The sequence below is a fragment of the Yoonia vestfoldensis genome (genome assembly GCF_002158905.1).
In the GTDB taxonomy this organism is placed as follows: Bacteria; Pseudomonadota; Alphaproteobacteria; order Rhodobacterales; family Rhodobacteraceae; genus Yoonia; species Yoonia vestfoldensis_B.
On the sequence record NZ_CP021431.1, the window covers coordinates 3,110,846 to 3,133,841 of the forward strand.

At 60.3% G+C, this 22,996-nt stretch carries 18 protein-coding genes; 9 read left to right on the forward strand and 9 right to left on the reverse strand.

The window, feature by feature from the left end:
* The first annotated feature begins 1 nt into the window (after position 1).
* From LOKVESSMR4R_RS15615 to LOKVESSMR4R_RS15625, 3 genes are all read left to right on the forward strand, one after another.
* Positions 2-412 (forward strand): DUF6950 family protein, encoded by a 411-nt coding sequence (locus LOKVESSMR4R_RS15615; protein ID WP_157898249.1) that lies wholly within the window; start codon positions 2-4, stop codon positions 410-412.
* Positions 413-415: 3 nt separating this feature from the next.
* Positions 416-3,010 carry a host specificity protein J gene (locus tag LOKVESSMR4R_RS15620; protein WP_087210402.1) on the forward strand — a complete coding sequence of 865 codons (2,595 nt, stop codon included), beginning with the start codon at positions 416-418 and terminating at the stop codon, positions 3,008-3,010.
* 102 nt (positions 3,011-3,112) lie between these two features.
* Positions 3,113-3,343, forward strand: coding sequence for a hypothetical protein (locus tag LOKVESSMR4R_RS15625; protein WP_087210405.1), 231 nt, complete (start codon positions 3,113-3,115; stop codon positions 3,341-3,343).
* Here LOKVESSMR4R_RS15625 and LOKVESSMR4R_RS15630 read toward each other — a convergent pair.
* Positions 3,340-3,630 (reverse strand): type II toxin-antitoxin system RelE family toxin, encoded by a 291-nt coding sequence (locus LOKVESSMR4R_RS15630; protein ID WP_087210409.1) that lies wholly within the window; start codon positions 3,628-3,630, stop codon positions 3,340-3,342. The two genes, LOKVESSMR4R_RS15625 and LOKVESSMR4R_RS15630, sit on opposite strands and share 4 nt — an antisense overlap.
* Positions 3,620-3,865: a type II toxin-antitoxin system Phd/YefM family antitoxin gene (locus tag LOKVESSMR4R_RS15635; protein ID WP_087210412.1), complete on the reverse strand. Its 246-nt coding sequence runs from the start codon at positions 3,863-3,865 to the stop codon at positions 3,620-3,622. The genes LOKVESSMR4R_RS15630 and LOKVESSMR4R_RS15635 overlap by 11 nt, the downstream gene beginning before the upstream one ends.
* Positions 3,866-3,962: 97 nt before the next feature.
* Here LOKVESSMR4R_RS15635 and LOKVESSMR4R_RS15640 point away from each other — a divergent pair, with 97 nt between their 5' ends.
* Together LOKVESSMR4R_RS15640 and LOKVESSMR4R_RS15645 are read left to right on the forward strand one after the other, a co-directional pair.
* The gene (locus LOKVESSMR4R_RS15640) at positions 3,963-4,274 is read left to right on the forward strand and encodes a phage holin family protein (RefSeq protein WP_087210415.1); all 312 of its coding nucleotides are present in this window, start codon (positions 3,963-3,965) and stop codon (positions 4,272-4,274) included.
* Between the two features lie 94 nt (positions 4,275-4,368).
* Complete coding sequence (locus LOKVESSMR4R_RS15645; protein WP_237331817.1) at positions 4,369-5,295, forward strand: TIGR02594 family protein; 927 nt, start codon at positions 4,369-4,371, stop codon at positions 5,293-5,295.
* A 25-nt stretch (positions 5,296-5,320) separates the two neighbouring features.
* Here LOKVESSMR4R_RS15645 and LOKVESSMR4R_RS15650 read toward each other — a convergent pair whose 3' ends face one another.
* From LOKVESSMR4R_RS15650 to LOKVESSMR4R_RS15680, 7 genes are all read right to left on the reverse strand, one after another.
* Positions 5,321-9,985 (reverse strand): DUF3320 domain-containing protein, encoded by a 4,665-nt coding sequence (locus tag LOKVESSMR4R_RS15650; protein WP_087210420.1) that lies wholly within the window; start codon positions 9,983-9,985, stop codon positions 5,321-5,323.
* Positions 9,986-10,009: 24 nt separating this feature from the next.
* Positions 10,010-13,240: a type I restriction endonuclease subunit R gene (locus tag LOKVESSMR4R_RS15655; protein ID WP_087210423.1), complete on the reverse strand. Its 3,231-nt coding sequence runs from the start codon at positions 13,238-13,240 to the stop codon at positions 10,010-10,012.
* Entirely contained in the window at positions 13,237-14,163 is a 927-nt protein-coding gene (locus LOKVESSMR4R_RS15660; RefSeq protein WP_087210425.1) for a GIY-YIG nuclease family protein, read from the reverse strand. The genes LOKVESSMR4R_RS15655 and LOKVESSMR4R_RS15660 overlap by 4 nt, the downstream gene beginning before the upstream one ends.
* 55 nt (positions 14,164-14,218) lie before the next feature.
* Positions 14,219-15,121, reverse strand: a complete 903-nt coding sequence (locus tag LOKVESSMR4R_RS15665) for an Abi family protein (protein WP_087210428.1) — start codon at positions 15,119-15,121, stop codon at positions 14,219-14,221.
* A 166-nt stretch (positions 15,122-15,287) separates the two neighbouring features.
* Positions 15,288-16,577 carry a restriction endonuclease subunit S gene (locus tag LOKVESSMR4R_RS15670; RefSeq protein WP_087210431.1) on the reverse strand — a complete coding sequence of 430 codons (1,290 nt, stop codon included), beginning with the start codon at positions 16,575-16,577 and terminating at the stop codon, positions 15,288-15,290.
* A complete protein-coding gene (locus tag LOKVESSMR4R_RS15675; protein ID WP_087210434.1) occupies positions 16,574-18,583 on the reverse strand; it encodes a type I restriction-modification system subunit M in 2,010 nt (669 codons plus the stop codon). Before LOKVESSMR4R_RS15675 ends, LOKVESSMR4R_RS15670 begins: the two co-directional genes overlap by 4 nt.
* 124 nt (positions 18,584-18,707) lie before the next feature.
* On the reverse strand, positions 18,708-19,571 hold the full coding sequence (locus tag LOKVESSMR4R_RS15680) for a WYL domain-containing protein (RefSeq protein WP_087210437.1): 864 nt from the start codon (positions 19,569-19,571) through the stop codon (positions 18,708-18,710).
* A gap of 201 nt (positions 19,572-19,772) precedes the next feature.
* Here LOKVESSMR4R_RS15680 and LOKVESSMR4R_RS15685 point away from each other — a divergent pair, with 201 nt between their 5' ends.
* From LOKVESSMR4R_RS15685 to LOKVESSMR4R_RS15695, 4 genes are all read left to right on the forward strand, one after another.
* Positions 19,773-20,216: a glycine zipper family protein gene (locus LOKVESSMR4R_RS15685; protein ID WP_087210441.1), complete on the forward strand. Its 444-nt coding sequence runs from the start codon at positions 19,773-19,775 to the stop codon at positions 20,214-20,216.
* Positions 20,217-20,243: 27 nt separating this feature from the next.
* On the forward strand, positions 20,244-21,542 hold the full coding sequence (locus LOKVESSMR4R_RS15690; protein WP_087210444.1) for a peptidoglycan-binding domain-containing protein: 1,299 nt from the start codon (positions 20,244-20,246) through the stop codon (positions 21,540-21,542).
* 77 nt (positions 21,543-21,619) lie between these two features.
* Positions 21,620-21,754 carry a hypothetical protein gene (locus tag LOKVESSMR4R_RS20730; RefSeq protein ID WP_256415914.1) on the forward strand — a complete coding sequence of 45 codons (135 nt, stop codon included), beginning with the start codon at positions 21,620-21,622 and terminating at the stop codon, positions 21,752-21,754.
* A 335-nt stretch (positions 21,755-22,089) separates the two neighbouring features.
* Positions 22,090-22,965 (forward strand): hypothetical protein, encoded by an 876-nt coding sequence (locus LOKVESSMR4R_RS15695; protein WP_157898250.1) that lies wholly within the window; start codon positions 22,090-22,092, stop codon positions 22,963-22,965.
* The last annotated feature ends 31 nt before the right edge of the window (positions 22,966-22,996 follow it).

A 22,996-nucleotide genomic window follows, 5' to 3' on the forward strand; every position in this document is an offset into this window, starting at 1 on the left:
AATGAGGACGCGCATCCCGCATTGGGAACAGCTTTTTGCCGCAGCCATAACCGAGGCCCACACGCGGACCTTTGCATGGGGCCAGCATGATTGCGCGACTTGGGCTTTTGATCTGCGCCGCAATCTGACGAGCGGCCCGGACCATGCCGCACGCTGGCGGGGGCGGTACCGCACGCCCGGCGGCTGCCAGCGGGTGCTACGTCGTCTGGGCTGGCGCAGGCTCGAAGACGGTGGGCGCGCCCTGCTTGGCGAACCGCTGCCCGATCCGCGGCTTGCACAGCGCGGTGATATTGTTTTGGGCGGGGATCCCGAGGCCTTTGGTGTGTGTATTGGCGCGCGGGCTGCCTTTGTCTCGCCTGACGGACTGGTGACCCTGCCGCTGAGCTCTTGCCGTCTTGCTTGGAGAACCTGATCCATGCCGCCCATTATTCTTGGCGCCGTCGCACTTGGCGGTGCGGCGATCGCGGCAGGCGGCGTAGCGGCCGCTTTTGCAGCGACGGGTCTGATCGGCTTTGCCGCCAACTTCGGCGCGTCGATGCTGCTCTCAGCGGCGGCGCAATCAATGATGCCGAAACCCTCGGTGGGCCAGATCGAGCTGCAAGCCCGGACGGTCACGGTGCGCGAGCCGGTGATGCCGCGCCAGATGGTTTATGGTCGGACGCGCAAAGGAGGTGTGATCACCTTCCTGCATGCCACAGGGGACAAGGACAAAGACCTGCACCTCGTCGTGGTGCTGGCCGCCCATCGCGTGCAATCCATCGGCGCGATCTATTTTGAGGGCGAGATGGCGCTCGATGCCGCCGGAACGGCCCAAGGCAGGTGGGCAGGTAAGCTCGCAGTCGAGAAACGCCTCGGGCATGACGATCAAAGCGCATTTGCGGGGCTGATCACGGCAGCACCTGATCTCTGGACGGCCGCACATAGATTGGCGGGCTGTGCTGCGATCTATCTGCGCCTGACCTATGATCCGGATGCCTTCCCAAGCGGGATCCCGAACATCACCGTCGATCTGGAGGGCAAGGACGATATCTTCGATCCACGCACGGGCGCGCGGGGCTACAGCGAAAATGCAGCCCTCTGCGTGGCAGATTATATGGCGCATCCCATCTTTGGTATCGGGGCGGGTATTGGCGCGCCGGATGGCATCGAAACCGACAGCCTGATTGAGGCCGCCAATATCTGTGATGAACAGATTGCCTTGGCAGGCGGTGGTACCGAGCCGCGTTACAGCTGCAATGGCGTCGTCTCGCTCTCGGAAACCCCCAAGACCATCATCGAGGCGATGTTGACCGCGATGGCCGGGCGCTGCATCTGGCAGGCAGGCCAGTGGCGGATACGCGCAGGCGCCTACCGCATACCATCAAGCCTGCTCACAGCCGATGATGTGCGCGAGGGGGGCATGACGCTGACCACGCGGCAAACCCGCGCTGCAAACTTCAACGCGGTGCGCGGCCAGTTTGTGAGCCCAGAGAACAACTGGCAGCCTGATGACTTTCCAGCCTATGCCTCTGATGCTTACCTCACCGAGGATGGCGGCGAGCAGGTCTGGCGCGATATCGCGCTGCCCTTCACCATCTCGGCGGCGATGGCGCAACGTCTGGCCAAGATCGCGCTGGAGCGCGCACGGCGGCAGATGAGTGTGCGGTTTGCCGGCAAGCTCAAGGCCTGGCGTGTGACAGCCGGCGAGACGACGCTCTTGCGCTATTCCCGCTGGGGCTTTGGCGGGCCGGATCCAAATGACGGCAAACCTTTTGAAGTGGAGGCCGTGCGGCTGGACCTGACCCAGGTCGGGTCCGGCCCGCGGATCGCACCAGAGCTTCTGCTGCGCGAGACCTCGCCCTTGGTCTATGACTGGGACGCCTCTGAGGAACAGATCTATGCGGCCGCCCCGCGCACCACGCTGCCCTCGGCCTTTGACATTGCACCGCCTGGCGCACCGCAAGGCGAGGAAGAGCTCTACGTCACGCGGGACGGATCGGCCGTAAAGGTGCTGTTGCGGGTGCGCTGGACTGCAGCCCAAAGCGGCTTTGTTGAAAGCTACCAGTTCGAGGCCCGCCGCGATGGCGGCGATTGGCAAGATTATGGGCGCACCACCGGCACGCTGATCGAGCTGCGCGACATTGCGCCAGGGCAATGGGACTTCCGCGTCAAAGCACTCTCTGTGCTGGGTGTCTCCTCGCCCTGGCGCGAGGGAACGCGGGAGGTGGTCGGGCTGACGGCCCCGCCAGCGGCACTCGAGGGTCTGACCATCCAGTCGGCCGGTGGTCTAGCCGTTTTGAAATGGCAGCGGGCAGTCGATGTAGATGTCCGCGTGGGTGGCAGCGTCATCATTCGCCATAGCAAGGATGCAAATGCCTCTTGGGCGAACTCGACGCTGATGGACCGTGTCTCGGGCGGGGAGGCCATTGCGGTCGTGCCGCTCAAACCCGGGACTTACTTGCTGCGCGCCGAGGACAGCGAGGGACGGATTGGTCCCGTCAGCACAGTGACGACCAAGGGCGTGCAGATTCTGAGCTTTGCCCAGCTCAATACGCTGTCGGCGGATCCGGGCTTTCCTGGTCAAAAAACCGGTCTTGTGACCACTGCAGGCACGCTGAAACTGGAGACTGGGACCGACGCGGCAGGCAGCCCTGTCGTTCTGGCAACCGAAGGGCTCTACCAGTTCGATGGGATCCTCGATTTTGGGGCGCTGAGACGCGTGCGCTTGCGCTCGGACATCTTGGTCGGTGCCTCCGCCCTGTCGGATTACATCGATGACCGCATGACACCAATAGATAGCTGGGCTGACTTCGACGGCTCGGAAGGCGCCGATATCGACGTCGTGCTCGAGGTCCGGGAAACCGATGACGATCCAGCAGCGGCACCCCCCCTTTGGGGCCCATGGGGCAGGATCGACAATAGCGAGATCGAGGCGCGCGCGGTCGAGGCGCGGGCCTGGCTCAGAACGAACGACCCCGCATTCACACCGATCGTGTCGGAATTGCGGCTGATAGCAGATGAGGTGGCCTAAGGGAGATCCCGTTTATGCGGGGCGCCCCATCGCTGCCTGTCGACTTCGTCTCCAACGCGAAGGCACGCGTAACTTTTGCCCAGAGAAACGGGATACCCATCAATGCCCCAAGTTCCCAGCTTTGTGATCATCAATGACAATGGCGCGGCGGTGCGCGCGCAGATCAACCAGATCATCGCAGCGCTAAGATCGACCAGCAGCGGTACTGTTGAGCCTGCGGCGACTGCGCCGGGGATGCTTTGGGTCGATACAAGCACTACACCGCCGACGCTCAAGATCCGCAATGTGGCTGATGCCGCGTTTGAGGCGTTGCTCGACGGCGGGGAATATTAAGGGTCAGCACGTTTCTGTGCTGCCTTATAAACGGCGTTCCGCTCGCGTTTGCCCACAGCCACCACCGTTACCGTGACAGCGGTGTCTTCAACGCGGTAAACGAGGCGATAGCCCGCGCTGCGCAGCTTGATTTTGTAGTGGCTCGGCATGCCGTGCAGGCCGTCAGCAACAACATGGGGCTGAGCCAGTCGCTCTTTTAGCTTCTTTTTGAACTGCGACTGCAGCGTTGCGCCAAGTTTGTCCCACTCTTTGAGGGCTGACGGCAGGAATTGCAGCTCATAGCTCATCCAAGCTGACCCGAACCGGTGTCTCGTCGGCACGGTGCTTGATCGTCTCGGCCAGCTCCAAATCGTCAAGATGCTCCATCATTGCCTCATAGCGCGCGGCCGGCACCATATAGGCCATGACACGGTTGTGGTTCAGCACGGCAACGGACTCGCCATGCGCCATAGCCATGACCTGCGACGGGTTTTTTTTGAGGTCCGAGACGCTCACAGCGACATTGGCTTCGACCCGTTGCATGGTGTTCTCCTAAATAGGTCTAAAAACAGGTCTGAATATAGACCAAAATACGATCAACGCAAGTTGTCCTCCCACCGCAACCATAAGGAAGGTGTTCATGTCCGAGCCGGGCTTTTTAGAAACGTTGAACAGCCTGTTTGGCGGAGCAGTCACGACGCTGATCGGGGCCTTTACCGGGCGGCTGATGTATCACTCGGGCGAGGTCAAGCTTGGTCGGCGGCGGTTTTTTGGCAAAGAGCTTTTGTGGGAAATCCCTGTCGCTATCGGCATGGCGATTATTGGCGAGGCCATCGCAAGCCACTTTGATCTTGGCCAGCCGGTACGCACGGGGCTTGTGGCGACGCTGGCGTATCTTGGGCCGCGGGGGGCGGAGGCCCTGATGACGGCGTGGCTTTGCCGCAAAAAATAAGCCGCGCCGCGCCGATCTGACCACAAGTCCAACACAGTCAAAAACACCAGAGTGCCGCCCTTGGAGGCGGCGCTTTGCTTTTGCATGGGAGAGCATGATGACACCTTTTGAGATTGCCCGCGGCTATATCGGCACGACCGAGGTCCCAGGCCCTGAGAACAACCCTGTGATCGTGGCAATGTATGCCAGTGTCGGCCACGACTGGGTGGAGCACGACAGCGTGGCCTGGTGCGCGGCCTTTGTGGGGCACTGCCTTGAGCAGGCCGGCATGCGCTCGACCCGCAAGCTGACAGCACGGTCCTATCTCAACTGGGGCATCTCGGTAGAGATCGTGGATGCGCAGCCCGGCGATATCGGGGTGATCCCGCGGGGAAGCGCGAGCTGGCAGGGGCATGTGTTCTTTATCGAACGCATCGAAGGGCCATGGGTCTGGGGCTTGGGCGGCAATCAGTCTGATGCGGTCAATGTGAAGCGCTACCCGGTCTCGAAACTCTTGGGTATCCGGCGCGCTGGCAATGTGGCGCCTGCCGTCACCCTGAGCGTCCGCGATGTGCAGACCCGTTTGCGTGCACTTGGCTATCACGAGGTGGGAACGGTTGACGGTATGATAGGGCCCCGTACGCGCGCGGCCATCCTTGCCTTCCGCGATGACCATGCGCTGCCGCTCGTGCCAATCATCGATGTGGCGCTGACAGAGGCGCTGGAGCACGCCGCACCGCGCGAGGTCGCACCTGCGCGCGCCGCGGGCAGCCCTGAGCAAAGCCGGATTGTTGCCGCGGCCAATGCCCAGATCGGGCTGGGCATTGTGGGTGCTGCCGGCACGCTTGGCGCGCAGATCGCGCCCGCCTTGGCTGAGGCAGAAGAAGTGGACGAATTGGCGGTCAGATTGACCGGGCCGACCTTCTTCTCACCGCGAACCGCAACACCGCCAGTGCGCGAGGCACGCGTATACTTTCCACGGTGCTCAATTCGGACCTGTTTGCCATCTTCGTCTTTTTTGCCCAGGCCAAACATGCTTTAGTGCCCAACCCTTCGATACAAGGTGCTCACGTTGGCCTCTTAGGCAATGCCCGATCAATCTGAGCATGGAGCTCTCTGCCAGTCTTGGCAAAGCCAAGGATGCGCGCAGTTGCTACAATCAGATCATCGCGGGGCATTTCACCACTTTCTGCAATTACGCGCGCAGCGGCGGCTCGAGTCTCCAGCGGGGGGATTAGATCGGCCTTAGTCGGAGCACCTTCGCCTGACCGATCCCGCACTGGGCACTCATCGCGCTGGGCATCTGTCACCGCGAAATCACCATCCATTAAAATGCCACCAGACCGAACAGCACGACCGAGTGCCTTGTCTGAAGCCGTCTGAATGCGTCCGCCGGTCCTCGCCTTACCAAAAGCAGCAGCGACCCGGCGAGCAACAAGATCACGGTGAATTGGACCTTCCGAAGTGACAATCTTCGTCACCAGATCAACAAGCACATTCATAGCCGCCTCATGGGGCTCCACCCTCATTTTCATCATGAAGTTCGACGGCACATAAGCTGGCGCGCTGAGCTCGGGCGGTGGCGGCAAGACGGCCTCAGCGGATGGCTCTGAAACCGCTTCTGCAACAGGCGCGTTCAGGCCACCCGTATTTGCACCCGAAAACGCTGGCCCATCTGCAAGAGCAGCAGCCTGGAGAGCAACCCTTAAACGCTCGATTTCAGCAGTACGGCGATGGAACCAATCGGTGCTCCAGATCCGGTGGAAACGCCAGCCGAGGCCTTCCAAGACATCCTGACGCAGGCGATCACGTTCACGGGCCCAAAGAGCGGAGTGATATGTGGCACCATCACATTCAACTGCGAGGATGTAGCGGCCCGGCTGTTCAGGATGCCGCACACCAAGATCGATCCGGAAGCCAGCGGCCCCAACCTGATGATCGCAAGGGTAGCCAAGACGCTCGATCACATCAGCCACATCAGACTCGAGCGGGCTGTCAGGCAATTCGCCTGTTGCCTGCGGCTGGGCCATCTGTCCGCTCCGCGCAAATTCGAGAAAGCGCTTAAGCACCCTCGGCCCATCGCGACTAGTTCGACTGGTGTCGATGTCATTGGGATCGAACGAGCAGAAGACAACGCAGCGTGTCCTGGCACGCGAGAAGAGAACGTTAAGGCGACGCTCGCCGCCCTCGCCATTCATAGGCCCGAAGGACATGGACGTGAGGCGACCATTTGGCTCGGCCGGACCGTACCCGACCGAAATCAGGATCACATCGCGCTCGTCGCCCTGCACGTTTTCGATGTTCTTGACGAAGACATCCTCCGACCGCCCCTCGCGCAAGAAGTCATTGAGGATTTCGTCTTGGCGCCGGGCGACTTCGAGTACCTCTGTCAGCATGTCAGATTGTGCCTTTGAGAAGGCGACCACCCCAAGGGAAAGGTCGGGGCGGGTGCGCGCGTGCTCTGCAACCGCCTTTGCGACGGCCTCGGCCTCAATCCGGTTGGTGCCAGGCCGACCCGTCCCGCGAGATCGGCTCGTATAGACACCGGGCACGCGCTGAAATGCGAGCCCGTACTCAGGATCATTTTGCACTGGCGACGGCGGTAGGATCAAACGGTGGTCATAGAACTCTGCATTGTTGACCATAATGAGCGATGGATCGCGCGAACGATAATGCCATTCGAGCATTGCCGGGTTGAGGCCGCGGGCTTCACAGAGCGTCAAGACGCTCTCCATCTCCGTCGCAGTCGCAGTGCGGACTTCCTCCTCGGCTTCCTCATCCAACTCCACATCATCAGATCCGGCGATCCGATCAAAAAAGCTGGTGGGCGGAAGCTGCTTTTGATCGCCGACTACTACGATTTGGCGGCAACGCGCAATCGCGCCCAGCGCCTCTTCGGGCCGGACTTGGCTGGCCTCGTCGATAACCAGCAAGTCGAATTGCGCGGCCCCCGGCGGCAGATATTGCGCGATGGAGATGGGGCTCATCAGCAGGACCGGTTTGATCCTCTGCACCATTTGCCCGGCAGCTTTCATCATTTGGCGGATCGGCCGATGCCGGCGCTTCTTTGCCATCTCCCCGCGCAGGAAGCCCATCTGCCCAGCAGCACCTGTTGGCAGTTGTGCCAGGTGCTTCGAGCGAACAAGTAGCCTGGTCTCATCAAGCCGTGCAGCCTCAAGACCACGAAATGCCTCCACGAGCGCATGACGATCCAGATAGGCGAGTTCGTTCATGCCTGGGAGCGCCGCACGGGCTGCTTCCCAGCGTGCCTCTGCGGTTGCAAATAGAAACTCGTCCACCGCCTTGTCAGGTGAAATCTCACCTACGTCCAACATCGTGATCAGAGACCCGAGGCCGTTGCTCTCCAGTTCACCTGATAGATGCGTGAGGCGGGCCCATTCGCCGAAACGATCAAGGGCGACGCGCATGGCGTCGATGCGCTGCCCCAGCGTTTCAAGGGATATGCCATCACCTTCTGGCCAGTTGATTGCAAGCCTTGCCACCAGCGGATCCAACACCGAGGCCAAGCCATCCAAAGCGGCGGTCAATTCGGGTTCACCAGCGGCTGCAGCGCTAATCCGATCAACACTCTCAGCGTCAGCGGACGGAACGATTGCTGCGATCCGTCCCAGCCATTCGGCCTGAGCGAGGAGCGATGTGAAAGGCGTGCGTTCGCCGCGCCACGCTGAGCCCAGGACCTCCTTGAGCCAGCCTTCCTCATCCGCCAGCTCTTTTCGTCGACGTTGAACAGCAACGAGTTCGTCGACATGCTTAAGGCGATCTGCAGGCGCGCTGGGCAGGGGGCCGCTCAAGACAGTCGCGAGCTCTTTGCTGGCCGAGCGATAGGTTCCGAAGAGCCGTGCCCAAAATGAACCCACGCCGGGTGCCAATCGGGCGCGCAACGTATCGGCTGAAATCCCGAACGCCGGCTCGGTAAAACGCGTGTCGGCCGCTTCGCGCGCCTCTACCCACGCGCGGCCAGCGCTGAGGGCTTCCTGAAGGCGAGGATCGCTCGCTTGCGATAGCAGAACCGCGGTCGCGTCTTGGGCATCTGCCGGCCTATTAGCCGCTGCACGCAGAAGGTCTCGCAAGGTGAGGCAATCCGGCAGTGACGACGGCTCAGCCCTACTCGTCGACACCGCCAAGTCCGAAGCCGTCAGTTGCAGCTGCTTGATGGCTTCCGATACTTGGCGCAACTCGGGCTCTAGTCGCTGCAGATCGGTCGGCTGCAAGCTCGTTGATCCAACACCCGCGAATGGATGGCTTCGCCGCGGGCCGGATGATTCAAGCAGATCTGCATAGGCTGCCACACGATCCGCAAGATTTCGCCGGGTTGCGTCGTCAAGAGCGGCCAATCCGTCACGGGCCAGCCTAGGGGGCGGCAGTTCCTTGCCCACGAAACGGGTAATTTCCGCCATCGCCCGATATGGCGTGAAGGCATACCCGGGAACGGGTTCATGCAGCAGCGCGCTGACACTGTTCAGCCTGTCTCGTGCCTCGCGCAGCGCATCTGGCGGTTCCGGCATCTCTGGCGCTGCTCGCCCAGCGTTCAATGTGCGCGCGAGTTCCTCAAGGAATACCTTCTTGTTCGCGGCGCGTGAATGAATCTCAAGGCATAGGTCACCCAGGCCCACTTTCTGCAACCGGTCATGCACGACCGACAGCGCAGCCATTTTCTCGGCCACGAAAAGCACGGTCTTTCCGTCATGGGCAGCGCCCGCGATGATGTTCGCAATTGTCTGCGATTTGCCTGTTCCCGGCGGCCCCTGAACGACAAGATTGCGCCCCGCACGCACCTCCTCGATGACGCGGGTTTGAGACGCATCCGCTGGGACCACATGCAACAGATCCGAAGGGGCAAGCCGAGGATCAAGCGGTTCCTGGGGACCGAAAAGTGGCTCTGATCGTTCGAACCCACCTCCGAGAAGTCCACCAAGAACCGGGTGATCCTCGAACGCACCCTCTGGCCATTGCACTGGCTCCAGGTCTCGCATCATCAAGAGCTTCGAGAACGAAAAAAAGCCGAGCTGCATGCCATCGCGATCGATCGACCAGCGGGTTCGATTTTCGATGCGCTCACCCAGATCGTCGAAATAGGCTTCTGGAGCGAATGTTTCGTCCTCGGCAATCTCTGGCAACTCAAACCCGAAATCAGCCCTCAAGCGTTCTTGAAGAGGAAGGTTCGTTACGATTTCGGTATCACGCGCGCGCAGATCGAACGTCGCTCGCCGTTCATCTCGGACCAACTCGACCGGAAGCAGGATGAGTGGGGACTCGCGCAGGGTCTGCGAACTCTCACTTTCGTACCAGCGCAGAAAACCCATCGCAAGGTAAAGGATGTTGAAGCCCTGCTCTTCCTCTGACGTGCGGGCGTCCGTGAACAACCGCAGCAGTCGGCGCTGAAGTGCTTCCTGCCCAAGCCGAGTTTCGAGGAATTGATCCTGGTATCGCGCTGAACTATCGGCGTCACCAACGGACAGCAAGAGGCCCTCGCTGTCACCTTCATCGTCAGCGTCTTCTTCATCTCGCGCCAGGAAACGCATCCGCTTTCCTTGAGCCCTGACAAGATCGAAGATGTCGGCCGTGCGCTCACCATCGATGTCCAGTGCGTTTGACCGCTTGGATGAACGGTTCACATGGATAAGTCGGTTCCGCGTGCCTGTTTCCACAAGTCGGCGACGAGCGTCACCGAGTAGGCCGGAAAGATTGGTGGGGCGGGATTGGTCTTGCATACGGCTATCTTTCAAGATTTGTTTTTACTCGCCCAGACCGAGCGCTTCTCCACGCTTCAGGATCTCGTAGATGACCCCCTCGAGGATTGGCAGGGCCTGCCGGTCCTTACTCAGGAGCAGCGTCGCGAGGGCGTTGTGCGAGGACATAGCCCGGACCACCGCCGCCTGAACAGCACCAGGCAGGTTACCCTTCATCGCTTGGTCCTTTGTGTTCTTCTCGATCTGTGCCATGACCACCCGGTTTTCGCGGGTGATCGCCGCCACCTGGTTCACGAAGGCGACCTGATCCTCGATCGGGCTCGCCTCACCGAAGAGACTGTTCAGCCGCTCGATCAGCTCCTGGATGTAGACCGGCAACGCGCCGGGACGTCTGCCTCCACCGCCCCCCTTGTCGGGCTGGAGAATGGGCTCCTCGGGTTCGGCTTCACCCTCGACCGGTTCGCGTTCCGCGATCTGGTATCCGGTGAGCGCGATCCCGTGCAGGTCGATCTGGTTGGGCGGGATCCCGTCCAGCCGGTTCGCCAGCAGCTTGGCGAAGGCAGCGAAGGTCTCGAGGTCCGGGTCTCCGAGGTCGACCAACTGCGCGATATAGGAGTAGAGCCGACCGAACCGGGCCAGACCTGCCTTGAAATCCGTAAGGGAGACGATCGCCGTCTCGACCTGTTCGCGCTCATGATCCGCGCGCTTCATCCCGTCCTCGTTACCGGCGCTTTTGGCGCGCTGCCAAGCGTCCTCGGCCTCGCTGGCCCGGTCCCGCAGCTCGGCGAGGCGCAAGTTATAGGCGTCCGTCGGCTCCTGGGTAGCCGCGAACATCGCCTTATGTGCCGCTTCGTCATCCTTTCCACTGGTGGCGGCAGCAGCGGTCCGGAACCGGGCCCGCTGGAAGTCGAGTACATGCTGGTCGACATAGAGTCCCTGATCGTCAAGGAAGCCCTTCAGGTCATAGATGACGTTGAGGTCCTGAACCTCCTCGATTCGGGCGCCCCGATCATACTGCGCGAAGGCGGCCTGGACCACGTCCGGGTCGTTGATGAAGTCGATGACGAAGGTCTGGTCCTTCCCGGGGAAGGTCCGGTTAAGGCGGGAGAAGGTCTGAACGATCTCCACAGCGTTCGCGATCTTCTTGTCCACGTACATCGCGACCAACTTCGGCTGGTCGAACCCGGTCTGAAACTTGTTCGCAACCAGCATGACACGGTACTCCGGCCGGTCGAAGACGTGGCGCAGGTCCTTGCCGGCTGCGTCCGGGTTCATGTTCGCCTCGGTGAACTCCGCGTCCTCCTCGACGATAAACGCGTCCCCCTTCAGAAGGTCATCGTTCGTGTGCATCACCTCGCGCCCGGTCAGTTTCCCCGAAAAGGCGACAAGGGCCCGGATGTTACCATAGGCGGGGTTCGCGGCGATGAAGGCGTCGAAGGCCCGCTTGTACCTGACAGCCGATGCCCGGGAGCTGGTGACGACCATCGCTTTCGCCTTCCCGTCCAGCAGGTGGGCCACGTTCTTCGAGAAGTGCTCGATGATGAACCGGACCTTCTGGGTGACGTTCGTCGGATGCAGCGTCATCCACTTCGCCAGCGCCCGCTTGGCCGCCTTCCCGTCGACCCTCTTCTCCTCAACGATCTCCTGGCCCAGGTTGAAAGCGGTCTTGTAGGGGACGTATCCCCGGAGCACGTCGAGGATGAACCCCTCCTCGATTGCCTGCCGCATCTCGTATTTGTGGAATGAGACCGGCAGGTTGTCGTTCCCGGCCGGGCGTGAAGGGTCCATTGGGCGTCCGAAGAGCATCATGGTCGAATGCTTCGGGGTCGCCGTGAAGGCGAAATGGGACACGTTCGCCGGGCGTTTTCGGGCCCGCTGGATCTCAAGGACGATGTCCTCGACCGTCATATCCGCCGCGTCCTTCCGCGCGGACAGGGACAGCGTCGCCTGAAGTTTGGACGCCGTGTTCCCGGTCTGGGAGTTGTGCGCCTCGTCGATGATCACCGCGAAGTTCCGGTCCCGCAGCGACCGCTCGGTAAGGATCGCCTCCATCGCGAAGGGGAAGGTCTGAATGGTCACCACGATGATCGGCGTGCCTTTCAGCATCGCCACGCTCAGCTGGTCGCTCTTCGACTTCGACGAAGTTTCCCGATCGATGGCGGCGATCAACCCCTTCTGGTGGTCGATCTGCTGGACCGCGTCCTGCAACTGACCGTCCAGGACGTTCCGGTCTGTCACGATGATCACCGTGTCGAAAATCGGCGTCCCGTCATCCCGGCGCAGCTTCACCAGGTCATGCGCCGTCCAGGCGATAGTCGAGGTTTTGCCGGATCCGGCGCTGTGCTCGCACAGGTAGGGGTGCCCGGCCCCCTTCGCCTTGGCATCGGCGATCATCTTGTTGACCGCGTCAAACTGGTGAAACCGCGGGAAGATCAGGGTCTCCTTGACCGACCAGTTCCCCTTCAGGTCCACCACGTTCTTCTTCTCGACATAGACGAAGCTGTGGAAGATCCGCAGGAACGCGTCCGGCTGGCAGATCTCCTCCCAGAAATAGGCGACCGGGTATTCCCCATCGGCCCGGGCCGCGTTACCGGCCCGGCCGTCGTTCCCCTTGTTGAAGGGGAGGAAGAAGGTATCGTCGCCCGCGAGCTTCGTGGTCATCCAGATCTCGCTGTCCGACATCGCGAAATGGACCACGGCGCCCCGCTTGAAGGTCAGGAGCGGGTGCTTGCGTTTCGTGATCGGGTCGACCGGGGGCCGGTCGCGGCGGTACTGAGCCTTCGCGTGTTCGACCGACTGGGTGAAGTCTGTCTTGAGCTCGACCGTGGCGAGCGGCAGGCCGTTCAGGAACAGGCCGAGGTCGATGGCAAGTTCGCGCCCGGGGTGGTATTTCAGCTGCGGAACGACCCGCAGTCGGTTCGACGCGTAGCGGTGCAGGACCTTCTCGTTCCGCTCGTCCTCCGGCGCCGCCTCGGACAGGTCCAGGTGACCACCGCCCGCGATCGAGAAGCCCCGGCGCAGGGTCTGGATCATCCCCTGCTTCTCCAGGGCTGTATCTAGCCGGTCCATGATCACCTCGAGGGTCTTGTCACCGTTCGTCGCCTGGATCCGGTCCCATTTCTGGGGCTGAGTGGCCCGGAGCCAAGCCTCCAGGTCCTCCGGGTACATGGCACGCTCCGCGTCATAGGCGTCGGTCGTGCTAACCAGCCAACCAGCGGCGGCGAGCTTCTGGACGATATAGGCCTCGAGATGTTTCTCGTGATGCAGGTCGCTCATTCCGTCACCTCCGACCCGCAAGCCTGTGCCTGCTGCCACTCGTGATAATTCAGCTTTGATCCCCGGACTTTCCATTCCAGTCGCCCGTTGCTGTTCCGGTCCAGCACCACTGCCGCCGCGGCCGAAGGGCTGCCGAACGGCCACGGCTTAGCGAAGCGCATCCTGTCCTCCGCGTGGGGGATCAGCACACCCTCGACGATCATTTTTTCCTTTAGCCCGCCATAGCTCTGCTGGACATACCCGGTTCCGATCAGGGCCTCGGAGCCTTCTAAAACAACGAATTCCCCGTCTTCCTCGACCGCAGTCGCTTGGACGCCACTCTTGTGGCGGATCTCGAAATGGACCTCTTCGGCGGTCTTATCATTAGCGAGTTTCGCGACCTGAGTCACCGCGCGAGGCTGAGGTTTCAGCATGTCGAGCCCGATGACCGGCAGGATAATTCCCAGGTTCGCGAGGAACTGTTCCATGTTCGCGACATCCGCCTCAGGCAGGCGGCGGCGGTCGGTGTCGGGCTGGGTGCCGTTGTCAAGCGTCACCCGGCCCGCCTGCGTGGTAACCCGGATCAGCCGCGCCTCGAGGTATTCGGCGTGCCCCTTCGAGAGGTCGTCGTCGCTGGTGGTGACGGTGATCGCGGTTTCCCAGAAGTCGCGCTTCTTCGCGCTCTGTTCGATCCGCTCGGATACTGAGTTGCCTGAACCGATATAGACCCGGGTCACGCCGGGCTTGTCCGGGTCCGGGCCGGACAGGATGTAGACCCCGGTCCGGTCCACCTCTGACCGAGCGGTTAGCTCGCCGAAGGCCGAGGCGCCGCTGACGAACAACAGCCCCGTCCAACCGTGGATCGTCGCCTTGCGCAGGCCCGTTGGTTTCCCGTCGACCAGGAAAAGCTGGATGGTCCGGCCAAAGGTTTCGCTTGTGGTCATGCGGCCACCTCTTTCAGGAGTTTTGCCAGCTTTGATTGGGCAGTAACCGGTATTTTCATACCTTCCATACCGATCCGACGCGCCAATCCGCTGGAAAGCCCATGCTGGCAGGATCAGCCAACGGGCAGCCGTCGATCAGCGCAACAAGGCGCTGTTTCCATTCATTGCCCGGTGCGATCAGGGCCAAAAGATAATCGAGCGTCACCAGAGTGTTGTGCAGATAGCGCGGATCGGCATCTCGCATGGCGACGGGCAGCTTTGCAGGAAATCTTGGTGTGGTCATCGTCACAGTGAAACGCTTGTTCCAAAGTCTGCCATGATGGGCGCAGATATTACGCACCGTGCTAATATGGTGCGCAAAGGACGTGACAACTGCTTCATCCAATGCAAACGGATCAGCAATTGCTTTTCTGTCCGCGCGAGTTCTCAAGTTGCCGTAGAATTTCGACAACAGTCCGAAGGACATAACCTCAGCCGCCATCCAGACCGGCGGCAGCTTGGGCGAGGTGTACTTGTCACGATAGTGGATTGCGAACGTGTCTTCGGAGCGATTGAATTCTTTCTCCAACGCAGTGACGTCTTTTGCATGATGTCGGATTGCTGAGTAGTGGCCCTGTTCGAGATAGCCATGGGGGCCATAGGTCATCGCCATGTAATACGCCCATTGCGCGCGCAAGGCCACTTCGACCCGCTCGATGGCGTCGAGGACCAGCAACCGCAGTTCGCGGTCGAAGATATAGAGCGTCAGCACATCCTCGAAGGTTGTCCCGTCGCGGAAGGCGTGATCGCCATTGTTCGCTGCGGGCACCTCGAATGGCAGCCAGTAGGCCCGCAGCCGATAGTAGGAGATGAAGTTCAGGTAGTGCTGTGCTTGGGCTTCATCACCGACGGTCATGCCGCGACGTTTGAGGAGTTCGATCTGGTTATGGACAGAAACGGCGGGTTTTTCGAACTTCATGCGACACCCCTGTGCCGCGAAAGCGATACCCCGAAAACAAGTAACCCGCCGGGGTGCGCAGTGCGAAACCGAGGTTTCGTCCGAGGCGTGGCGGGTCTTATTGAGAAATTAGATAGGGCAGGAACCCTACCAAAGCAATAAGAAACCGACCGGTCCGCGTCAAAAGTCATGCCGCCGCCCTCACGTCGATCTTGCCGGTGACGGCAGCAGTGATTAGCGACGCGCGCTTCTCGCGCAAAAGGTCGATGCTGCGCTCTGTCAGGGAGATCAGGCCGTCGATGCGGGCGGTTTCGGCTTCTATATGGCCGGCGATAGCCGCCTGTTCGCGAAGATCCGGCTTCGGCAGCTTCACCTTGCGGACGTGACCGAAGTTCAGGTCCTGTCCGTCGCGGATGAAGTTCGAGGTAAGGCGTAGGGCCTGAATGTACAGGCTGGATTTCATCAGCGCGCCATAGAACCGCCCTTCGACGTCTGGACCGGGCTTCAGGACGGAGTAGGATGACCGGACGCTGCCAACCGCGCGGGCGCGTTCAAGCCCGCCGTCCATGCTGCGCATGCTGATCACGAAATCACCGACCTCAACATGCTTGCGCATGTTCAGGTTGACCACGGCCATGGTGACCTGACGCTGTTCAAGCGCCTCGTATTCTGCCAACGGGATTACACCATACTTCTGAGTCGCGGACAGCATCTGGTCGCCCTCGCGCGCGCGCTCCTTACTCTCGGTGAATAGAGAGGTCGGCGGGACCACATCCCAATGGGCGGGGACCCGGCCCAGCCAGTCCACGCCCGAGTCCTTCATCGGCGCATCCGGGTCGATACCCTTGGTCACCGCATGGGTGATCACGGCCGCCCGCTTTTCCTTCAGCAGAGCGATGAACCGGGTTTTCTTCTCGATCAGGCCGTCAATCAGGCCAGTTTCGCGGTCGAGGAAGGACACGATTTTTCTTTGACTCCCAAAGGATGGGAGCGGAATGACCGTGTTGCGCAGGATTTCAATGTTTAGGCTGTCTACGGTCGCGCCCAGCTGACCCCATTCGAGGAGTAGATCGCGCTGTTGACCAGTGACCCAGTACAGGAAAAATTCTGCGTCGAGCGTATCTCTCAAAACAACCGCCTTGATGTCCTGATTCAGGGCAACCTCGACGTCATTGATCGCGACAGGGATCGAATGTTTCAGGATTCCCGAACGCACGACCATCAAGACCGAACGGGGCTCGACTAGATTTGTCGCTGAGCCGGCGACTGCCGCCGCGGTGATGTAATCTTGCGTTTCCCGAAGACGGGACACCTTCATGTCCTTGGACGAGACCCAAGGGATTGTTCCATTTGTCCAGAACTCCCGGTTCTCGGTTGAGGGCGTCCCCCCACCAAAAAAGCCCTTAATATGGTGCTTGATCCTCTGTCGGTTCCATTCGCCGTTTGTTCGTAACAAGCGCTGTTCCGCGAAGTTCATTCCGTTACCTCCGCCAACACCGCCGCGATTTCCGCCTCGACCGCCTTCAGCTCGGCGTCAATGTCCTCCAGATCCCGGGGCGGCTGGTATTCATAGAAGTAGCGGTTGAAGTTGATCTCATACCCCACGATGCCCACCTGGCCGTCGTATTCGTCGCGGAACTCCTCATCCACATAGGCGTCGTGCGCATGGGGCAGCACCTCTTGCGCCATGTAATCCCGGATGTCAGTGCCGAGCGGGATGTTCTCAAAATCCATCAGGTCATCATCGGGGATGACCTCGCCCTTCTTGTCCAGAACCGGGTCAAGCTCCGGATCCCGCACACCGAACGCCTTCTGGAACGCCTTGATCAGGGCTGCGTTCACTTTCCCGAGCCCCGCGTCCCGCTTCGCCGCGTTCTTTGCCCATGGGTCGACCCAGCCCCAGGCCTGTGCATCGCCCATCATCTCTTTGAGCCGGGCGGTCCAGCCGATCTGCTGGTCCGGGGTCAGCTTGCCCCAGGCGGTCTCATCCGCCAGCGCCGCCAGCCCCTCGGCCGAGATCACGATCTTCTTGCGCAGCGGCCGCAGGACCTTCACCCGGCGATAGCCGAAGTCCCGGCTGTCGAACAGGCGGCTCTCCTTCATCGGGGCGAAGTCGGAATACATCTGAACGATCTGGCGGATCTGGTCATCCCCGACCCGGCGGCGCTTGTTCCCCTCGCTCTTACGCAGGGGCTCGAACAGCGCGGTCGCGTCGATCAGCTGGACCTTCCCCTTCCGGTGGACCGGCTTCTTGTTGGACAGAAGCCAGATGTAGGTGCCAATCCCGGTGCGGAAGAAGATCTCGGTCGGAAGGGCGATGATGGCCTCGACCACGTCCTCCTCCAGCAGGTAGCGCCGGATCTCGGATTCCCCCTGACCTGCATTCCCGTTGAACAGGGGCGAGCCGGACAGGACGATCGCGGCCCGCCCGCCGCCGCGCTCCGGCGCTTCCAGCTTGCTGAGGAGGTGCAGTAGGAACAGCATCGAGCCGTCGCTGACGCGCGGCAGCTTGGGGCCGAACCGACCCTCGAACCCCTTTTCCTGATGTTCCCGGACCACGGCGGTCTGGTCTTGCTCCCACTTTTTGCCAAACGGGGGATTCGAGACGCAGTAGTGGAACTTGTCAGAGGTCAGCTTGTCGTCGGACAGGGTGCTGCCGAGCTTGATGTTCTTGGACAGGTCCCGGCCCGGATCGGACTCAACGGTCTTGAGCAGCATGGAGGCGAGACAGACCGCGTGGGTCTCCGGTTCCAGCTCCTGCCCATAGGGCACGATGACCGGTGCGATGGAGTAACGGTCCCGCAGGGCGTTCACATGTTCCATCCCGTCGGACAAAAAGCCGCCGGTCCCGCAGGTCGGGTCATAGAGGGTCCGGATCAGGCCGGGGTTGTCGATGAACATCTGGTCATCCGGGTCGAGCAGCAGCTCGATTGCCAGATGGACCACGTCGCGCGGGGTCATGAAATCCTCGGCCGCCTCGTTCACCTCCGCCCCGAAGCGGCGGATCAGGTGTTCGTAGACGTTGGACATCACCCGTTCCGGAACCGCGTCCGGGTGCAGGTCGATGGCGGCGAAGTTCTGACAGATCTTGTAGAGGACCCCGGCCTTGTCCATCCGGGCCAACGTGTTCGCGAAGTCGAACTGCTCGAAGATGACCCGGGCGTTGTCGGAGAATGAGGCGATGTAATCCTCGAGGTTCTGACGGGTCCGGGTCGCGCCGAGGCTGCGCAGGTCATAGTTCGAGGTGTTGTAGAACGGGTACCCGGTCTGGGTCCGGAGGATCACGCCCAGGTCAATCGGGCTGTCCTTCATGTTCTTGACGGTTTCGCGCACCTGGTCCCGCGTCGGTTCCAGCACGCATTCCAGGCGGCGCAGCAGGGTAAAGGGCAGGATGATTTTGCCGAAGTCGACGTGCTTGAAGTTCCCCCAGAGGTCGTCCGCGTTCTTCCAGATAAAATCGGCGAGGGAAGTGTTTGTGCTCATCTGCGTTTCTCATTTTTCTTGTTTTTGGTGTGTGTCTGGCGAACAGGGCGATCACAATAATAAAAGCTGGTGCAACGATAATCTGATTGACAAACAATTAACGAACAAAAGAAGCCCACCGGTTTCATGCGGATACCTTTACCACATTGTCATGATTAAGTAGGATAATCTGTTGATCCTGAGGCCGGCGCGCCGCTGGGTCAGTATCCAGGCCCAGCCGCTTGAGGGCATAAAACAGCAGCGCGCGGCGGACCGCGATGTGAGCCCTGCCCTGTTCCATACCGTAGTCCATCTCAATGGCGCGGCGCTGATTGTCTGAGAGGTCGGGGTGCGGGCCAATCTCGAGCACGATCTCTGCGTGCCATGCCGCATCAGCGCTGGGCTCAGCGGTCACAGGCCCCTGTTCGCCAATCTCAACGATCCGCGATAACAGGAAGTCCTTGAACACTTGGTCGTTCTGACAAAACGCGCGAGCATGCCAGCGGAACCCGTCAAAGGCCAATGCATGCGGTTCAATCCAGCGCGCGCTAGGCTCGGGTCGCGACATGGACTGATAGGTCACCTGCAAGGCTGCTGGCTCGCGGATCGCTGCCAGCACGTCCCGCAGAGTCTCAGGCGTCACACCACGCGCAGGCGTGGGCGTTGCTCCAAAACTCGGGAAAAAGCTAATCCAGCTTTGCTCGGCACTGACCAAGCCCTGATCGACCGCCCGCAGCTGAGCGAAATACTCCTCCGCATCAGGCTTGAGATATTTGGGCTTGAAGTGCTTGCCGCGCAGATATGTGCGCAGGCTCTTATCATAGACGAGATTGCGCTTAGCCTGTTCAATATAGGCGTTCAGGTCCAGCGATGCCTGCTGTGTTGAAACCCCAAACGCGTCCATCAAGTCCCCTCGGTTTATCCGCCCATTCCAAAACAGGCGAAACTCGATGAACTCATATCGACGTTCGACACCCCAGTTCAGCTGTTTGCCCTTCTTGCGAGTCACCCTGCGTCCTCACTTATATGTCGCACGAATACATGCGTCTAGTTTTTTGATTGACTCACCAACCGGACCGTCGGACCCTTAGGGGGTCAGAATGCCGATTCGTGACAAGCCCGTCACGTTATTAGACGTATCACAAACCTGGGGGCTCACCCCAGCATAACCCTCCCGTTCTGCTCACGGGAAGGGAAAAGGAGCTGCTGCATGAATTTTTTGACGAAAACTCGGTCTATTGGCCTAATCGCTGTGGCACTACTTGCTGGCTGCGCCGAGCTCGAACCGCTGACCGAGTACCGCCCCGTTGTGGATCAGCAACGCACGGATATGCCGCGCTTTGAGCGTGACTTGGAAGCTTGTCGAGCGGTCGCCGTACAGGTTGAAGCGGACTATCGCCAGCGCCAGCAGGAACAGATGGGCGCAAACCTGATGACTGGGCTCCTTGTCGGCGCAATCACTGGCGCTGTCGTGGGCGGCGGCACAAACTATCAACGTGAGCTTACTGCTTATGGCGCAGCATCAGGCATGGCCGCGGGCGCAGCAGCTAATGATTACTCCTACGATCTTGTGACCTATGGACCCCGCCGCGTCGTCGATCGCTGCATGGCCGAGCGGGGCCACACGATCCTCAACGATATTGGCCGCGGCTAAGTCGTACCTGCCCAGAGGACCCTCCATATGACCAAATTGTACACACTTACCGCCTCCCTGATGATCAGCACCTGCCTCGCCGGCAATGCACTTGCTCAGGAGAGCTCTGCCCTAGATGCAGAAATCGCGGCCATCGAAAGTCAGATCAGCGAAGTCGATGGCACGATCGCCCGCTACGATGGTGGGTTAATCCGTATACTTGCAGAAAGCCGCCGCGAAGCGCTTCTACTGTTGCGTACTGTCGTCGAGGCTCGCCAAGAGGCTGAGGCTGCAGGCGCGACCATCGAAGTCACCGTTCCAGCAGTTGAGCCAGATCCAGAGCGTGCCGAGCAACTGCTTGGCGAAATGGCCGCCCAACAGTTGCGCGTTGAAGCAGCCGAGCGCGAGGCGGCATCTGCGGGTGGTCTGATCCAGGCGGTTGCCCTAAGTCGGGTGGAAACTGAAAAGCTTTCCCTTGCTCAATTGCAGATGGCCTATTTGCAGGCGCGATATGGGATCGCATTTCCGGTGACGCCGAATGCAACTATGTCGGCACCATCGCGTCCAGATACCGAGGAACCAGCCACAACTGCCGGAAGCGATGCGGTCATTGATACTGCACTACCCTGGGCGGACCCGGACCACCCCAGCGTCGATTATAGCCTCGCCCCGTTCGAACAGGCACATAATGAGGGCGATCAGATTGCCGGCTGGTGGGTGATCAATGAAGAACGCGCCGCAATCGATGACAGCCCGTCGGTATTAGCAATAAACTACTCTGCCTATGACGCAGGTAGCTTTGGCGGTGTAACGGCGCTTCTAGCCCAGTGCCGTGAGAGTGTGACCTCTATCGTGTTTATTCAGGATGACTTTGTGATGACCGCCACACGGCGAGATTCATTTGACATCACCTACCGCATCGACGACGCGCCAGCTCAATCCACCCGCTGGAGCGAGCTGACAAACAACAAAGGCGCTGGGTTATTTGGTACCGGGTCTGAAGGCTTCATGCGTGATCTCTACGATGCGGATAACTTTTTCATTCGTTTAACGGACGGCAACGGCCAGCGTCATGATGCTGAGTTTGATCTGGCAGGAGTTCAGGAAGCGATCGAGGCCGTAGCCGGCGCTTGTGGATGGTCCACGCTCGACCTCTCACGGGATGACTACCGTGCCATACAGACCATGCTGAACGCTGGTGGCTTCGATGCGGGCACGCCAGACGGGGTTTGGGGGAACGGGTCTCGCAACGCGATGCGCGCGTTCCAAGAACAAAACGGCCTAGCGCCCACTGGAGCGCCTGACCGCGCAACCCTCGAGGCATTGGGCGTGCCGACGAGCGAATAGCCCATCACATCAACGTGGGCCGACCTGCTGGGTTGGTGCCGTGCGCGCGCTGCTACAACTAGAAAGGAAACCAAATCATGGAATTCATCATCGCAGGCGCCATCGTCTTCGGCATCATCGGGTTCTTCGTCGATGGTGGCAAAGGCGCGCTCTGGGGGGCGATCCTCGGACCCTTTGGCCTGATCATTGCTGCTATTTTGAAGGGTAAGTGAGTGGAAGTCGTGTGCTTTTCAACCGACCTGCCCGCTCGCTCAAGATAGCTCAGGCGAAGGTTCGCCTGTTGATCTTGCGAAGGCAGCTAACATCGCCCCTGTGAACGTGATCGGCCCGCTATAGCCGTTCGTCGGTTGCCGGGAGGCCGCGGCGCAGCTTGCCGGAACCTGCCATTCGTTCAAGGGCACCGCATCTTCTGTTGATGAAACTATGAAAGAAGGAAAGTTTGCCCCCTGTTAGCTCATGAAATCGGTAATTTTCCGGATTCTCCTCGACAATCCACCAAAGTAATGTTTTCGAAAGTTATCTTCGAAACCAACAATGGTTGGCAACAATGATGAATTTCAACGTAGTGCCCCCATCTCGAGGCGAGCCATCCAGCTTTTCTGGTGTCGTGCTCCAGCAGGACAATTGGAACGACTATAGTTTCCAGACGCTATATCATCTCTATGTCTCGGTCCCCGCTTATACAGGAAGGATCGGGCAAGTTAAGATCCTGCGCCGAGGCCAGAAAGCTGCGGACACCTTACAGCTTCAGGCAGGAACGCTTGCTCCGCTGACCTCCGACTGGGTTTCGCTTGGCCAGGAGCTCGATTACTATCAGCGGTTGGCTGAACTCCCCGTCGACGTTCGGCAAGAGATACTAACCCATTTACGCGACGCACTGGCCTTCCCGGACCATGCAGAGACGTTCTTCAACGAAGACGGGTGGAGCACTTCAGTTTTGCGCGACGTCGACTGGGCTAGTTTTCGTCGAGACGGCGCCGTGCTTCTTGAGGGAGATTATGATCGGGTCGCGCAGCTTGATCTGGCCCTCGAATTCCAAATAGCTGGATGGTCGAATCCGCTTAAGCTGGATTTCAGAGCCCCACGGGCCGGCCCGCCATTGGGCGAGCGGAGCGATTTGCCGGACCGGATTGCGGTAATCGTCGGTCGGAATGGTTCCGGCAAAAGCACCTTGCTCTCGCGCTTGGCCCGCATACTCCACGCGTCACAACGCGATCGAGCCGGGGAGGCTCTGTCGGCACTTGGGAGCATAACGCCCGCCGGGATTGGGTTCACTCGTATCATCAATATCGCCTACAGCGCCTTTGACGCCTTCCAGTTGCCCGGTATCGATTATCGCGAGCGTCGGCAGATCATTGAAGACTTGGAACGCGGAGCTGGACGCTATCATTATTGTGGCCTGCGCGACATCGCACGCGAGTAAGACGGGCCGAGGGCGTCGGAGATATCGACGG